12 protein-coding genes and 1 pseudogene are annotated in these 13,768 nt (G+C 56.3%); 1 reads left to right on the top strand and 12 read right to left on the bottom strand.

What is annotated here, in order from left to right:
* Positions 1-100: 100 nt before the first annotated feature.
* From P0G09_RS01745 to P0G09_RS01780, 8 genes are all read right to left on the bottom strand, one after another.
* Entirely contained in the window at positions 101-760 is a 660-nt protein-coding gene (locus tag P0G09_RS01745) for a YesL family protein (RefSeq protein WP_275251757.1), read from the bottom strand.
* Between the two features lie 15 nt (positions 761-775).
* Positions 776-2,434, bottom strand: coding sequence for an alpha-glucosidase (locus P0G09_RS01750; protein WP_275251758.1), 1,659 nt, complete (start codon positions 2,432-2,434; stop codon positions 776-778).
* A gap of 12 nt (positions 2,435-2,446) precedes the next feature.
* Entirely contained in the window at positions 2,447-4,405 is a 1,959-nt protein-coding gene (locus tag P0G09_RS01755) for a TIM-barrel domain-containing protein (RefSeq protein ID WP_275251759.1), read from the bottom strand.
* A gap of 100 nt (positions 4,406-4,505) precedes the next feature.
* Positions 4,506-5,381 carry a carbohydrate ABC transporter permease gene (locus P0G09_RS01760; RefSeq protein WP_117477024.1) on the bottom strand — a complete coding sequence of 292 codons (876 nt, stop codon included), beginning with the start codon at positions 5,379-5,381 and terminating at the stop codon, positions 4,506-4,508.
* 16 nt (positions 5,382-5,397) lie between these two features.
* A complete protein-coding gene (locus P0G09_RS01765; RefSeq protein ID WP_227611912.1) occupies positions 5,398-6,300 on the bottom strand; it encodes an ABC transporter permease subunit in 903 nt (300 codons plus the stop codon).
* Between the two features lie 18 nt (positions 6,301-6,318).
* Positions 6,319-7,998, bottom strand: coding sequence for a substrate-binding domain-containing protein (locus tag P0G09_RS01770; RefSeq protein WP_154277494.1), 1,680 nt, complete (start codon positions 7,996-7,998; stop codon positions 6,319-6,321).
* A 218-nt stretch (positions 7,999-8,216) separates the two neighbouring features.
* Positions 8,217-9,281 (bottom strand): LacI family DNA-binding transcriptional regulator, encoded by a 1,065-nt coding sequence (locus tag P0G09_RS01775; protein WP_275251760.1) that lies wholly within the window; start codon positions 9,279-9,281, stop codon positions 8,217-8,219.
* 120 nt (positions 9,282-9,401) lie between these two features.
* Positions 9,402-9,644, bottom strand: coding sequence for a hypothetical protein (locus P0G09_RS01780; RefSeq protein WP_275251956.1), 243 nt, complete (start codon positions 9,642-9,644; stop codon positions 9,402-9,404).
* Positions 9,645-9,874: 230 nt separating this feature from the next.
* Between P0G09_RS01780 and P0G09_RS01785 the strand changes: the two are divergent.
* Positions 9,875-9,997, top strand: a pseudogene (locus P0G09_RS01785) (phosphotyrosine protein phosphatase); the annotation flags it as partial.
* 162 nt (positions 9,998-10,159) lie between these two features.
* On the opposite strand, the gene P0G09_RS01790 reads toward P0G09_RS01785, so the two are convergent.
* The 4 genes from P0G09_RS01790 to P0G09_RS01805 form a co-directional block, all read right to left on the bottom strand.
* A complete protein-coding gene (locus P0G09_RS01790) occupies positions 10,160-11,059 on the bottom strand; it encodes a 4Fe-4S binding protein (RefSeq protein WP_275251761.1) in 900 nt (299 codons plus the stop codon).
* Positions 11,056-11,514, bottom strand: coding sequence for an FMN-binding protein (locus tag P0G09_RS01795; RefSeq protein ID WP_275251762.1), 459 nt, complete (start codon positions 11,512-11,514; stop codon positions 11,056-11,058). Before P0G09_RS01795 ends, P0G09_RS01790 begins: the two co-directional genes overlap by 4 nt.
* Positions 11,511-12,620 carry an FMN-binding protein gene (locus P0G09_RS01800; protein WP_275251763.1) on the bottom strand — a complete coding sequence of 370 codons (1,110 nt, stop codon included), beginning with the start codon at positions 12,618-12,620 and terminating at the stop codon, positions 11,511-11,513. Before P0G09_RS01800 ends, P0G09_RS01795 begins: the two co-directional genes overlap by 4 nt.
* Before the next feature lie 97 nt (positions 12,621-12,717).
* Complete coding sequence (locus P0G09_RS01805) at positions 12,718-13,554, bottom strand: hypothetical protein (RefSeq protein WP_275251764.1); 837 nt, start codon at positions 13,552-13,554, stop codon at positions 12,718-12,720.
* Positions 13,555-13,768: the final 214 nt, after the last annotated feature.

The raw sequence follows: 13,768 nt of genomic DNA on the forward strand, positions 1-13,768 counted from the left end.
TACAACTTTTGGCCCCATCAATAATTGGCAGGGGGCCTGACAGATCATCTGTCAGGCCCCCTGCCTTTGGTAGAAAAGAATGGTCAAATTGGAGGAAAGGTCAATCCTGATGGGAACAGTCTTTATTCTCCTTGTCTATGCCATCGTCTATATCGGGAAGATATTGATAGAACACCTTTTTCTCAAGGACCCACCGGGCAAACAGTGCATATCCGGCAGGTGCCAGAAGGATCAGCGGCGGGCAGAATGCTGTCAGCAGGCCGAACGCAGCCAGCACCACCAAAAGCAGCAGACTTTTGTCAAAATGGAGCAATGCCATGGCACCGGACTGCAACACCGTCTTTTTGACCGGGTCGTCGAATCTTGCCGCATAGGCTGCGTTGTAGATCATCCAGGCCAGCCCACAAGTACTCAGCACCGTAAAAATGATCCAGAGATTACCCGTCACTGCCTGTTGCCCCTTGAGGTAATGGGTCATAAAGCAGTCAGCCAGCAGAATGCTCTCCGGCACTGCCAGAGCAAGAAAGCTCAAAGTTGCCTGTCGGAAGCTCCGGCGGTAGGCCCGGAAAAATTCCTCGCTGACCGTTCCCCGGTCCTCAATTAGGGACTTGTTCACTGCATAATAGAGGGCTGTGCTGGAAATGCCCAAGGTAAACAGCGGCAGGCTTCCTATTAGCCACAGCAGGCTGAGAATCACCATATCCGCAACCCGGGTTAAGAAACGGAACAGAGGGGCATCCAGGTCGAAAAAGTCATTCATAGGGTATCACCTGGTTTACTTCTGGAGCACAAAGGCCTCATAGGGGCGCAGGGTCACAGCGCCGGTGGAAGCGGTGTCAGGATAATTGCCGATCAGGCGCCGGGCCCCCGCAAAATCAGCGGGAATTGTGAAGGCCGCGTCCTTGTCTGAGAAGTTGCAAGCGATCAGGTAGTTCTCGCCGGTCTCGGCCAGGGTACGCCGGTAGGCAAAGACCTGGGGGTTCTCCTCGGCCAGAAGCTGGAAGGAGCCGTAAATCAGCCCCAAATGGCTCTTGCGCAGGGTGATCATCTGCTTGTAGTAGTTGAGCACCGAGTCCGGGTCTTTTTCCTCGGCGGCAGCGTTGATGGCGGTATAGTTGGGGTTGACCTCAATCCAGGGGGTGCCGGTGGTAAAACCGGCGTTCGGGGAGTCATCCCACTGGACCGGGGTGCGGGCGTTGTCCCGGCTGCGGAGGGCTAGGCACTCCATCATTTCGTCTGCAGAAATCAAGCCTGCGCCGGTCAGCTCCTTGAAGGCGTTGAGACTTTCGATATCCCGGTACTGGCTGAGATCTTTGAAATAGGCGTTGGTCATCCCCAGTTCATCGCCCTCATAGATGTAGGGAGTACCCTGCAGGCTCAGCAGGCAGGTGGCCAGCATCTTGGCGGAGAGGGGCGAGTCATCGCCCCAGCGGGATGCAGCCCGGGGCTGATCGTGGTTGTCCCAGAACAGGCTATTCCAGGCTTTACCGTCCAGGCCGGTCTGCCAGTGACTGAGAATTCTCTTGAGCTGCATAAAATCGTAGCGCTGGGTGGTCCACTTGCCCAGGGGTCCGTCCCCAATGCCGACGTGCTCAAATTGGAAGACCATGTTCAGCTCCTTGCCGTCCAGCCCCGCATACTGGGGAGCGTTTTCCACCGTGGCACCGGGGGTCTCGCCCACCGTCATAATGTCGTATTTCGAGAGGACCCGCCGGTTCATCTCCTGCAAAAATTCATGGATGCGGGGCCCATTGACATAGTAGGGACCGCCATTGCCATACAGTCCGTGTTTCTCGCCATCCGGAAAGCGCTGGTCCTTGGAAATCATACTGATGACGTCCATCCGGAACCCGTCGATGCCCTTGTCAAACCACCAGGTCATCATGTTGAACACTTCGTCCCGGACTTTGGGGTTCTCCCAGTTCAGGTCGGGCTGCTTGGGGGAGAACAGGTGCAGGTAATACATATCGGTCTGGGGGTCGTATTTCCAGGCCGAGCCGCCGAAGCTGGCGCCCCAGTTGTTGGGCTCGTGGCCGTCTTTGCCCGGCTTCCAGATATAGTAGTCTCGGTAGGGGTTATCCACCGACTTACGGCTCTCGATAAACCAGGGGTGCTCGTCCGAGGTGTGGTTGACCACCAGGTCCATCACAATGCGGATGCCCCGCTGATGGGCCTCGGCCAGCAGGGCGTCGAAGTCCTCCATGGTGCCAAACCGAGGGTTAATGGTCTGGTAGTTGGAGATGTCGTAGCCGTTGTCATCCATGGGGGAGTCCATGATGGGGCACAGCCACAGCACATTGACCCCCAGATCCTTCAGGTAATCCAGCCGGGAACGGATGCCGTTCAGGTCCCCGATGCCGTCCCCGTCCGAGTCCTGGAAGCTGCTGGGGTAGATTTGGTATACGATGCTTTCTTTCCACCATTTGCGGTCCATGGTAATGCCTCCTTATTCTGCGGGGATAGTGACCCCGTCGTCGTCGTAGCGGTCATAGCTGGCCCCGGGCCAGCCGATCATCCGGATGGTGGCGGGGTCGATGTCGGCCACCGTCTGGGCGGGGTCCGCCACCGGGATGCAGGCGCCTTTGCGGATGAACAGGGGCACCTCGTTGAGGGCCACCTTCACAAAGTGGGTGCCGGCGGGGAGGACTTCCTGTGTGATGCGGCCCTCGGGGCCGAACTTGACAAACAGCATCTCCTCGGGCAGATACACCATCCGTCCGGTGGCGTTCTGGGTGTAGACCGGGGCAATCATCACCTCATTGCCCAGCATCAGCTGGTCCTCGGTCTGAAGGGCGATCTCGTCTTCTGGGTAGACGAAGGCCAGGGGCTTGAACAGCATATCACCGTTCAGCGCTGCCTTCATGTATTCGCTGTAGAGGTAGGGGATCAGCCGGTAGCGGGTCTCGATGACGCTGCGGAAGTCCTCGGGGCCCTCAAACTGGTAGAACTCCTGCCGGCGGGTGTCGCTGCCCGAGTGGTTGCGCATCAGGGGGGTGAACACCCCCAGCGCCAGCCACCGCAGCAGCAGATCCCGGCTGGTGTCGGCGTTGAAGCCACCCAGGTCGGCTCCCACATACAGGAAACCGCACATATTGAGGGAGGGCAGCATCTTGAGGTTCAGCAGCAGGTGGCTCCACCAGGAGTGGTTGTCGCCGGTCCAGACGCCGCCGTACCGGTGCATCCCGATGCAGGAAGACCGGGAGAACAGCAGAAACCGTTTGCCCGGGGCAATGCTGGCCAGCCCCTCCGAGGCGGCCCGGGTCATGTTGTAGCCGTAGAGGTTGTGGACCTGGTCGTGGCGGACCATTTTGCCGTCCACCTTGTGATAAAAGCGGGCGTAGTCTTCCGGCGCATTGGACAGATTGAGCCAGCCGATGGCCTGGCCAAAATGATCGATGGTGCCGTCTTCATGGGGAACCGGCGGATGATCCAGCCGCTCGGCCAGCCCCTCCCGGGAGTAGAAGATGGCGGGCTCGTTCATGTCGTTCCAGAAGCCCTCGATGCCGCAGTCGGTCAGAGCCTTGTACTGGCTGCCGAACCAGGCCCGGGCCTCGGGGTTCAGCACGTCGGGGAAGTGGCTCCACCCCGGCCAGACGGTTCCCTCAAAATCGGTTCCGTCGGCCCGCTTGCAGAAGTAGCCCTTTTCCTTGCCCTCGTCGCAGACCGAATAGCCCGCTTCCTCCTTGACGCCGGCGTCGACGATGGGCACCAGCCGGACGCCCTGCTCTTTCATCTTGGATACAAAGCCGGAAAAATCGGGGAATTCCTCCGGGTTGACGGTGAAGTCCTTGTAGTGGTCCATGTAGTCGATGTCCATGTACACCATGTCCAGGGGAATGTGGGCCTGGCGGTGTTTGGCAACCACCTCTTCAAAGTCGGCCTGGGTCTTGTAGCCGTAGCGGCTTTGGCCAAAGCCAAAGGCAAATTTGGGCGGGATGTAGCTGCGGCCGATGATGGCCCGGAACTGCTTGACCACATCGCAGGCGCTGTCGCCGGTGATGACGTAAAGGGCCAGGTCGGCCCGCTCACAGGTGACTTCCAGCCAATCCCTGCGGGTGAAGCCGATGTCAAACCGAATCCGGGCGGGATAGTCGAAGAACAGCCCCAGATTCTGCTGGCCCAAGATCACGATGAAGTTGTGGGCGGCGTACATTCGCTGCTTGTTTTCGGTGTGGAGGCCGTCGTCTACATTGTCGCTGACGTAGACAAAGCCCCGCTTGTTGATGCCGCGGTTGGCTTCGCCCAGGCCGTAGACCCGGTCGCCCTCCGCCAGGGGGCAGGCAAAGCAGAAGCCGGACTCGCTGGTTTTGACCGTTCCCACAGGGGGTTCGCCTTGGCTTGCAGGGATTGGTGCGACCACCGATTCGGTATCAAAGGGGACACCATAGAGATACTTTTGAATCATACCGTTCTCCCAAATAAAAGTGATTGAATGGTTGTTTTGTCAGACAGAGCGCCCCGTCTCCGGAGCGCTCTGAAAGAATATAAATTAGCAAGAATATAAATTAGCCCTTAACCGAGCCCACCACAATGCCGGAAACGAAGTACCGCTGCAGCAGGGGATAGATCAGCAGCAGCGGGATAACTGCAACAACGATCTTGGCTGCATTGAGGTTGGTGTTGCCCAGGGAGGCAGAATCCACCACGGCAGACAGATTGCCCTGCTTGATCAGATCTTCCACGTTGATCTGCAGACTCTGGATATAGGTCATCAGGGGATAATAGGCGGCTTTGGACATGTAGATCAGGCCGCTGTAGAAGTCGTTCCAGCTGCCCACAATGCTGAACAGGGATACGGTAGCCAGAACCGGCTTGGAAATGGGGATGAAGATCTTGGTCAGAACCTGGAGCGGGTTGGCGCCGTCAATGAAGGCGGCTTCCTCAAGCTCTTTGGGAACGGCAGCAAAGAAGTTCATCACCAGGATGACATTGAAGATGGGCACGGCTCCCGGCAAAACCAGGGCCCAGACGGTATTGAGCAGGCCGTAGGATTTGACAAGCAGGAAGGTGGGGATCATGCCGCCGTTGAAAAGCATGGCAAAAATCATCAGGTTTGCATAGATGTTGCGGCCCCGGAACTGTGCGTTGGTTTTGGAGAGGGGATAAGCCATCAGTACGATCAGCACAAAGTTGATGATCAGGGTCAGCACAACCCGCTCCACCGAGATCAGGAAGGAGTGCCAGAACTGGGAGTCCTCCAGGATCTTCTCATAGGCTGCGGTGCTGAATCCCACCGGGATCAGCCCTACCATGTTGCCTTCCACTGCTGCAGAGGAGGAGAAGGAGATGGCAACAATGTTCAGCAGCGGCAGCAGACAGACTAGGCCCAGCAGAATAATAATGATGTAGATGATGACAGTGCGGAATTTATCAACTTTCATTGCCGGACGGACCTCCTTAGAAAATTTTGCTGTCGGTGTACTTCTGAGCCAGCTTGTTGGCGCCGATCATCAGAACAAAGGCGATCACGGACTTCAAAAGGCCCACGGCGGTACCGAAGCTGTACTGCAGGCCCTGCAGGCCGACGCGGTACACATAGGTATCCAGAATATCACCGGTGGCATAGACCGATGCGCTGTACAGGTTATAGACCTGGTCGAAACCGGCGTTCAGGATGTTGCCCAGATTCATGACGGCCATCAGGACGATGGTGGTGCGGATGCCGGGCAGGGTGACATGCCAGACCTTTTTCCACCAGGTGGCGCCATCGATGGAAGCAGCCTCGTAAAGGGTCGAGTCGATGGAAGTGATGGCTGCCAGATAGACGATGGAGCCATAACCGAACTCTTTCCAGGTGTCGGTCAGGATCAGCAGGGGCTGGAACAGGGAGTTGCTGCCCAGCCAGTTCAGCGAGGTGCCCAGCATTGCGTTGATGGAGCCGTCCACACTGAACAGATTCTTGACGACCAGAGCCAGCACAACCCAGGACAGGAAGTGAGGCAGGTAAACCACCGTCTGAACCGACTTTTTCAGGGCCCGGTTCTTGACCTCGTTGAGCAGAATCGCAAAGGCGATGGACATGATGGTGGTAAGGACGATTTTGCCCAGGGCGATGATCAGGGTGTTGCGGAACAGCTCAAAGCTGTCTGGCATTTCGAACAGGTATTTGAAATGTTTGAGGCCCACAAAGTCAGAACCGAAAAACCCTTTGGCGGGTCTGTAGTCCTGAAAGGCCATGATGACGCCGAACATCGGAACAAAGTTGAACAGAATCAGGAAGATGAAACCAGGGAGCATCATGCCGTGGTAATACAGTTGATAGGCCTGGTTTGCGTGGCTCTTTTTGACCTGATTTTTCATCCGGTTCCACCCCCTTTATTACTGTGCAAAGTATTCCTGGACTTCCTGGGCGATTGCGTCGCCGCCCAGACGCTTCCATTCGCTGACAAAGGTATCGAAATAATCGATGGGCTGTGCGCCGGTCACGATTGCCACATAGGCCTCCAGCTCGGTCTTGTCCAGGGTTGCCTTTTTCTGCTCGCTGGTGGGGGTGGTGGGGGGATACTTGGGGGTGATCCACTCGGCGTTGCCGTTCTTTTCCAGCGCCTCGATGGATGCGCCCAGGCCGATGATGCGGGACTCATAGAAGTGCCAACCGCCCAGGGTTTTCTCGGTGACGTTCTGGGGATCCTTCAGGTAGTCCAGAATGGCCTGGGAAGAGCCTCTGTTCTCGGCAATGGTGGTTTCCTCAGGGGTCATCTCGCCGTTGATGACGGCCATATGCTCGGTGTAGTAAATGGAGGGATTGTTGGAGGGCAGGACTTCCATGTAATAGGGACGGCCCTCGTTGTGTCCGCCGGCGTTGATGTAGGCGATGACATCCGGCGCGGTTTCCGCGGTGGCGCGGGCCAGATCGTCATAGAGGATGTTCAGAATTTCCACTGCCACCTGGGGATACTTGCAGTCCTTGCTGACCACCAGGAACCGGTCGGCGGCGTTTTCGTGGTAGGTGTGGACGATGCCGTTGTCATCGGCCACCGTATAGGCGATGTACTCGGCCTCCGGCACCAGGGCCTTGACGCTGCTCAGACGCCAGTCGGGGATATGCCATGCGCCAAAGACGATGCCCAGCTCGTTGTTGATCATCATGGCGTTGATGTCCTCGGTGGTGCGGGTGCCGAACTGGGGATCCAGGATGCCCTCCTCGTACCACTCGTTCATCTTGGCCCAGGCAGCTTTGACTTCGGGCGCCAGGGTGGACCAGCTCATGGTGCCATCGGGATTTTCGATCCATCGGTCGATGTAGCCGCCCATGGCGTTGGCGATGCACATGGCATCGGCGATATCATTGCCGGAAAAAGCCATGCCCACGGTGTGGTTGCCGCCGCTTACATTGGCGTCCACAAAGGCCTTGGCCACAGCGGCGATGTCATCCAGCGTGATGCACAGGTCGCCGTCGGGGTCGGGGTTGATGCCCAGCTTGTCCAGCCAGTCCTTGCGCATCCAGCACAGGACAGGGACGCTGTTGTCGGGGTTCGTGCCGGGAATACCCATCAGCCGGCCGTCAAAGGTTGCCATGCCCAGGCAGCGGCCGTCGTAGGAATCGTAGAGGCTCTTGATGTAGTCAGAGGCATACTCCTCGTACACATCGGTCAGGTCATAGGTCAGGCCGTTGTTCACCATCTCGACAAAGGTGTCGTAGCTGTTGACGGTCAGGATGTCGGGCAGTTCACCCGAGGCGACGCAGGTGGCCAGCTGGTTGGTGTAAGCGTCGCCGCCTGCTTCAAAGCTGTCCACCAGATCCACGTTGAGCTTGGATTCAATGTAACGGGTGTAGGCGTTGTCTTCAAAAGTCTGGCCTTCAGGGAACAGGGCAGCGGCAGAAGGTTCCGCAAAACGGCCCAGGGTGATGGTCAGGGTGTCCACATAGGCTCCGTTTTCGTCCTTGGCCACGGAAGCGGCGGCAGATTCATCGCCGCCTCCGCAGGCGGTCAGTGCGGTGAGTGCGCAGGCAACGGTAGCGGCCTTCAAGAATGATCTGCGCGAAATCTTTCTCATGATAAAATCCTCCACGATGTTCAGTCAGATTTTCCGGAATTCATTTTTTGTCTGCTCCATCCAGGATACAAAAAACAAATCCTCTTCCAGTTTGTATATGTCTCGTTCTGACAGGCTGCGCAGCGTGTCTTTCTGACGAGTTCATTATACAAAACCGAAGAGGATTTGAAAAGGGTTTTGCGCAACGTTTCCTACGAAACTGGCAAATACCACAAGAATTATTTGTGGGTTTTGTGCAGATTTTTTGACCAGGGCGCGGCGTTGGGGGTTGATTCGCGCACCGAGCTGCGGCGGATCAGTTCAACAGGCTGAACATAATTTTTACACTCCACCGGTTCCTGCCGAATCAGACGCACCAGCAGTTCCACGGCGGCCTCTGCTTTGGCCGGGACGTTCTGACGCACGGTCGTCAGAGGGGGATGCATGAGTTCTGCATAGATGCAGTCGTCAAACCCGGTGACGGAGACCTGCTCCGGCACCTGTATGCCGTGGTCCTCCAGATAATTCATCACTTCCGCCGCATCATAGTCAGAGGCCAGGGCCACAGCCCCGGCCTGGACAAAGCAATCCAAATAGTGGCCGTACATGACACGGCGCAGAGAAAGATCCTCGGGGAGAAGAATATGGCGCTCTTCTCCGCAGTCAATCCCGGCAGAGCGCATCTGATGCTGAAATCCTTTCCAGCGGTAATGGTCTGCGCCGGTATCACACTCGGCGGCAAAGATGGCCTGGGTGTACCCGTTGTCCAGCAGATACTTTGCAATCATGGCGCCGCCGCCAAAATCATCAGTTCCCACGTTGACGTAGTGGTACTCCGCCTCGGGATAGGTGTCAATCAGGACCATATATTTGTTGAGTTGCCTGCGCAGCTCCTTGTATTTCTTTTCGTCCAGTCCCAGGACGACAAGACCATCCACATTCCATCGGGAGGCAATCTCTGCCATCCGGTCCGTATTTTGGTCATGGCCATTGATCAGCATGACATAATATCCGTTTCGATGGGCTGTCTCTTCTACACCAGACAGAAATTCTGCCACAAAGGTATCGCGCAGAGAAGGGATGCCGTGGATACAGCTGTAGCCCAGCACCAGTCCAATGATGCAGGACCCTTTGCGGGTCAGCTCATGGGAAGATGTATTCGGGACATAGCCCTCCTGGTTCAGAATTTCCGAAATTTTCCGGATCATTTCCTTGGAGACTTTTTTGGTGTTGCCGTGCAGCACATTGGACACTGTTGTCCGGCTTACACCAACTTGATCTGCAATATCCTGCAAACGCTTCATGGCTGTTCATACGCTCCCTGTTTGATCAGTTGAAACACAAATGGTTTTCAATGTAATCATAGCATATTCATACAGTAATTGCAATCCGAATGATCCTTTGATCTTCAATGAATTCTGAACTCAAATAAAGACTTTTTTGATATTAATACCCAGTAGTGCTTCATCGTCTGTTTGCAGGATGATGAAAGCAAGAAAAATGCCTGCCTTTTCATAAGCCCGGCAGAATGAATGCAGCATAATGAAAATCGTTTTGTCTGTACGCGCGGGGGGATGCTGGAAAGTTTTCTGATCTGCCCGGGGGAGCTGACCGATGACCAGGTGATGGAGCTTTTGAAAAGCTGGTTTTGAGCATGGCTTACACATGATTGTTCCTGCCTATGCAAATTCTACGCAGGACAATGAGTACATGACTAGGGAACAGGCTTACCATTACTATAATGAATTTCTCTGGCCTGAACGATATGCAGACTGCGTACCAATGGACGGGGCATTGGAATTACTCAAAAAATGATATAGCGTAAACGGTCTTTGCTGAATACCTTTGTTACCGAAATACATTACATAAACTTCAAGATTATGTTGCAGTAAATTCAATAAATCAGTATCATGTGAATATCTGCCGCAGCCCTATGGCGGAATTTGTGATGAAGGCCTTAGTGGAAAAGGCGGGGATTTCTGCACAGTTTGAAATCGCCTCGGCGGCCACAAGCACCGAGGCATCAGCCTGCGCAGCATGACAGACCTGTTGGGGCAGAAGTCTTCCCTGTAAAAATGGTACGCCGGAGCGTCCGCAGATGCTCCGGCGTATCGAAATGATAGATTTCCCAGCCAAAAGGAGGCTGCTGCACAAATACTGCGCAGCAGCCTCCTTTTTTAGTTCAGATGAATCGGCAAAAGCCCAGCCAGCAGCCCAGCAGGAAGAAGAGCAACACTTTACCCAGCACCGGCAGCCACAGGCTCTTGCACAGGGCCATATCCCACCGGTGGATGTTCTGCTTGGGGCAGGTGCCAACGCAGGCTTCACAGGCGATGCATTCCCCGCTGCGCAGGCTGGTTTCCTCCAGCTTCAGGCACACCGGGCACTGCTGTTTGCAGGCATTGCAGCCCGGGATGCAGCTGTCGCTCTGCCGGTGCAGCCGCGCAAATGGCAGCACCGGCAGCAGGGCAAACACCGCTCCCATGGGGCAGAGGAACTGACAGAAGAACCGGGGCTGCACCGCCATACCCAGCAAAATGAGCACAAGCAGCCCGATGCCCACACCAAAGCCCTCCGGCGGCAGATGCAGAGCCGTCAGGCGGGAAAACACCTCCCACGGGCTTGCGCCGGTCAGCAACTTTTCCTGCCGGGTCACATACAGTGCTACCAGCCATGCCAGCAGCAGATATTTGACCTTCTGCCCCAAAAGCACCGCCCGCTCCGGCAGACGGAGCTGCTTTTTGCGGTGGAACAGCTTTTTCTGAATAAGCCCGGAAAGCGCCCAGACGGCATCGCCCAAGCTGCCGAAGGCGCAGGCGTACCCACAGAAAAAACGGTCGAAAAGCAGGGTGAAGCCGCACAGCCCCAGCAGGGAAAGTGTGAAGCTGTCCACAGAGAGCACCTCGCCTGCACCGATGTGCAGAAAGATCTGTTTTACCCCGGAAAACCCGGCCACGAATGCGCCCGGCATGGACACAAAGAAGAACAACTGCACCCCGGTGCGCAGCCATGTACGGCGCTTTTTGTCCCGCTGACGCTGCTGCGCCGCTGTTAAAGGCTTTGCCTGTGTTTTTTCCATCATCCTGCCGCCTTTCCCAGTGCGTTCTCTACCGCACCGATAAGTCCTTCTGCCGTGAGGGTAGCGCCGGAAACAGCATCCACCTCAGCAGACTGCACTGCCAGCATCTCGTCCAGCAAAGGCAGCGCCTGCTTATAGTAGGGCTTATCCTCGCCGGAAGCATCCAGCACAGCAATATCGGTCATTTTTCCGTTCTGGATCGTCACCGACACCCGAATGACATCGCCAAAACCATAGGCGCTGCCCTCATAGATGCCGTCACGGTAGCCGCTCTGCTCTGCCTGTGCTGCGCTCTGCGCCTGCAAAACGAAAGCATTGTAGGCTTCAACTTCGGCAATTTCCTGCTTGCGCTGGCTTACCGCTGCCGCCCGGATCAGCGCCACCTGCTGGTATTGCCACAGTACCCCCAAAATTAGCAGCAGGTTCACCGCCCGGAGGAGAAAATTTTTGTATTTCATTCTGCTGCTCCTTCCGTTTCAGATTCAATCCCGGTCTCTTCCGGCGGCAGCACCGTTTCGGAGGCTGGCAGCACTTCCTCAGAAGATGCCGGTTCCGGTTCAGAGGATGCCGGTGCATCTGCCGGGAAAAGCTGCTGCCATACTTCCTTGAGCCACACGGGAACGGCGCTCTTTTCCTCCGGCTGCACCACCTCCACGGTGGGCGCGGTGACCGGCGTTTCCCCGGGCTCTGCTGCTTCAGACGGCGCGGCTTCTTCTGCCGTCTCTTCCGATGCAGTCTGCTCCGGAGCGGTTTTCTCTGCCGGGGCAACAGCGGCCTTTGCCAGTGCCAGCTTGACTGCGTTCAGAATTCCGGTGGAGGAGTAGGTGGCACCGGAAACAGTATCCACGTTGGGGCTTTGTCCCTCCAGAATGGCGGGGATGACCTGTTTTGCCCGGGAGAGATATTCCTCCTCGTCCTCGGCGCTCAGGATCGTGATATCGGTGATCTTATCCTCTGCCACCGTGACCTGTACCGTAATTTTGCCCTCAAAGCCCATGGCTTCGGCAGTGTAGATGCCGTCCAAGTAGATGGAGGGAGCCGTAAATTCCTCCACCACAAGCGTTGCAGCGGGCTTTGGCTGGGGCGGCAGGGGATTGTTGACCACCTCGCCGGTCAGGGCGTTCTGCACTGCGCCCAGAATGCCCCGGCTGGTGTAGGTGGCCTCGGAAACGGCATCCACCTCCCAGCTCTGAGTCTCCACCACGGTGGTCAAAAGCCGCTTGGCACGCCGCAGAAACTGCTTGGTCTCGTGGGATGCGTCCAAGATCTCCACCTCCGTGATGCTGCCGTTTTCCATGGTGACCTGTACTCGGACGGCACCGCCGTAGCCCCGGGAAGAGCCGACGTAAACGCCGTCGGCATAGGGCAGCTTGGGCAGGGTTTCTTCCTCCGCTTCGGAGGAAGCGGCTTCCACAGGCTGCTCCACCACGGTTGTCAGCTTTTCCGGCACGGCGGCCAGCACCGGAACGGTGCGGGGCAGGGCAAAAAGTACAGCTGCCGCTGTCGCCACCGTCGGGAGCAACTGCACCAGCGGCAGCAGTGTATGGCATCGTTTTTTGTTCATTCCAACTCCTCCTGACACGGAAAAGCAAGGCCGCCTGATGCCAAGCGACCTTGCCGTTTTGTACTGTATTTGCTAAATCAGGCAGCCTTCCGCAAACTTACAATGCCACGCTGACCGGCAGGACATACACGCCATCGGCGGCGTAGAAGGTGATCTGAGTAATCGTCTTGCCGATGATGGATGCAAAGTAAGGATCATCGGCATTGAAGCCCAGCTTGGTACCATGCCAGATGTTGGTCACATGATGCAGGCCGTACTCACTGCCATCGGCGGTGGTCAGAACTACGCCGTAGACCTTGTTGGCCTTGTAGTCCAGATCAAAACCGGAGATTTTCATCTCGTAGGTGGTGTGGTGACCGTTGGTATTCAGCTCCACAGTGGTGCCCTCCACGGTGGTCTCGGTGGCGTTGACCTTGCCAAACTCCCACTTGCCGCTCAGCAGGTTATACCATGCGGTGATGTAGTAGGCAGGGGTCTCACTGAGCTTGTAGTAAGCGTAGCTCTCGTTCTCAAACAAGGCATCTGCGCCGGTGTAGGTGGTGGTGGATTCCTTGCCCTTCAGGGTAACGGTAATGTCGTAGCTGTCGGCATCGGTGACCTGCTTTGCGTTCTCCAGCGCCCACGGGGTCAGCACCTTGACCGGGAAGGAAACGCCGGTGATGTCGGTGCCATCGGCGTTGACGTGGTAGGAACCGGCGGCAAGGTTGCCTGCACGGGTCTTGTTCTTGGTGGCGCTGGTCACAGCGTCGATCTCAGATGCGTTGTCCACACCGGCAGCTTTGTAGAAGTCGGCGTAGGGGATGTTCATCTGGACATAGCTGGAGGTCAGGCAGTTTTCCTGTTCCACCTCTTCCGCAGCGAAGGCCGGGACTGCCACAGCGCATACCAACATAGCGGCCGCAAGTGCACCTGCAAATACTTTTTTCAATCTCATAGTAACACACCTCTATCTCAGTTTTGAAAAAACAGTTAGCTTTACCTAACAATCGATGCAAAAAATGCAGGGGCAAAGCCCCTCAGATGGTTAGTTAAAACAAATTCACAAAGTAAAAATAGCACTCCCACCGGGCGTTGTCAAGCAGAAACAGACAAGTTTACAGGGGCGAAATTTTTTCGATGCAGGAAACGATCTGCATCCTCTATATCGC

Origin of the sequence: Faecalibacterium sp. DFI.5.82 (genome assembly GCF_029076575.1) — a bacterium.
Classification (GTDB): domain Bacteria; phylum Bacillota; class Clostridia; order Oscillospirales; family Ruminococcaceae; genus Faecalibacterium; species Faecalibacterium duncaniae.

Bases quoted from the DNA above. Each gene is read 5' to 3' on its own strand.
- P0G09_RS01755 (WP_275251759.1), bottom strand. From the start codon at position 4,405: ATGATTCAAAAGTATCTCTATGGTGTCCCCTTTGATACCGAATCGGTG.
- P0G09_RS01780 (WP_275251956.1), bottom strand. From the start codon at position 9,644: ATGTGTAAGCCATGCTCAAAACCAGCTTTTCAAAAGCTCCATCACCTG.
- P0G09_RS01770 (WP_154277494.1), bottom strand. From the start codon at position 7,998: ATGAGAAAGATTTCGCGCAGATCATTCTTGAAGGCCGCTACCGTTGCC.
- P0G09_RS01760 (WP_117477024.1), bottom strand. From the start codon at position 5,381: ATGAAAGTTGATAAATTCCGCACTGTCATCATCTACATCATTATTATT.
- P0G09_RS01795 (WP_275251762.1), bottom strand. From the start codon at position 11,514: ATGAAATACAAAAATTTTCTCCTCCGGGCGGTGAACCTGCTGCTAATT.
- P0G09_RS01805 (WP_275251764.1), bottom strand. From the start codon at position 13,554: ATGAGATTGAAAAAAGTATTTGCAGGTGCACTTGCGGCCGCTATGTTG.
- P0G09_RS01745 (WP_275251757.1), bottom strand. From the start codon at position 760: ATGAATGACTTTTTCGACCTGGATGCCCCTCTGTTCCGTTTCTTAACC.
- P0G09_RS01800 (WP_275251763.1), bottom strand. From the start codon at position 12,620: ATGAACAAAAAACGATGCCATACACTGCTGCCGCTGGTGCAGTTGCTC.
- P0G09_RS01790 (WP_275251761.1), bottom strand. From the start codon at position 11,059: ATGATGGAAAAAACACAGGCAAAGCCTTTAACAGCGGCGCAGCAGCGT.
- P0G09_RS01775 (WP_275251760.1), bottom strand. From the start codon at position 9,281: ATGAAGCGTTTGCAGGATATTGCAGATCAAGTTGGTGTAAGCCGGACA.
- P0G09_RS01765 (WP_227611912.1), bottom strand. From the start codon at position 6,300: ATGAAAAATCAGGTCAAAAAGAGCCACGCAAACCAGGCCTATCAACTG.
- P0G09_RS01750 (WP_275251758.1), bottom strand. From the start codon at position 2,434: ATGGACCGCAAATGGTGGAAAGAAAGCATCGTATACCAAATCTACCCC.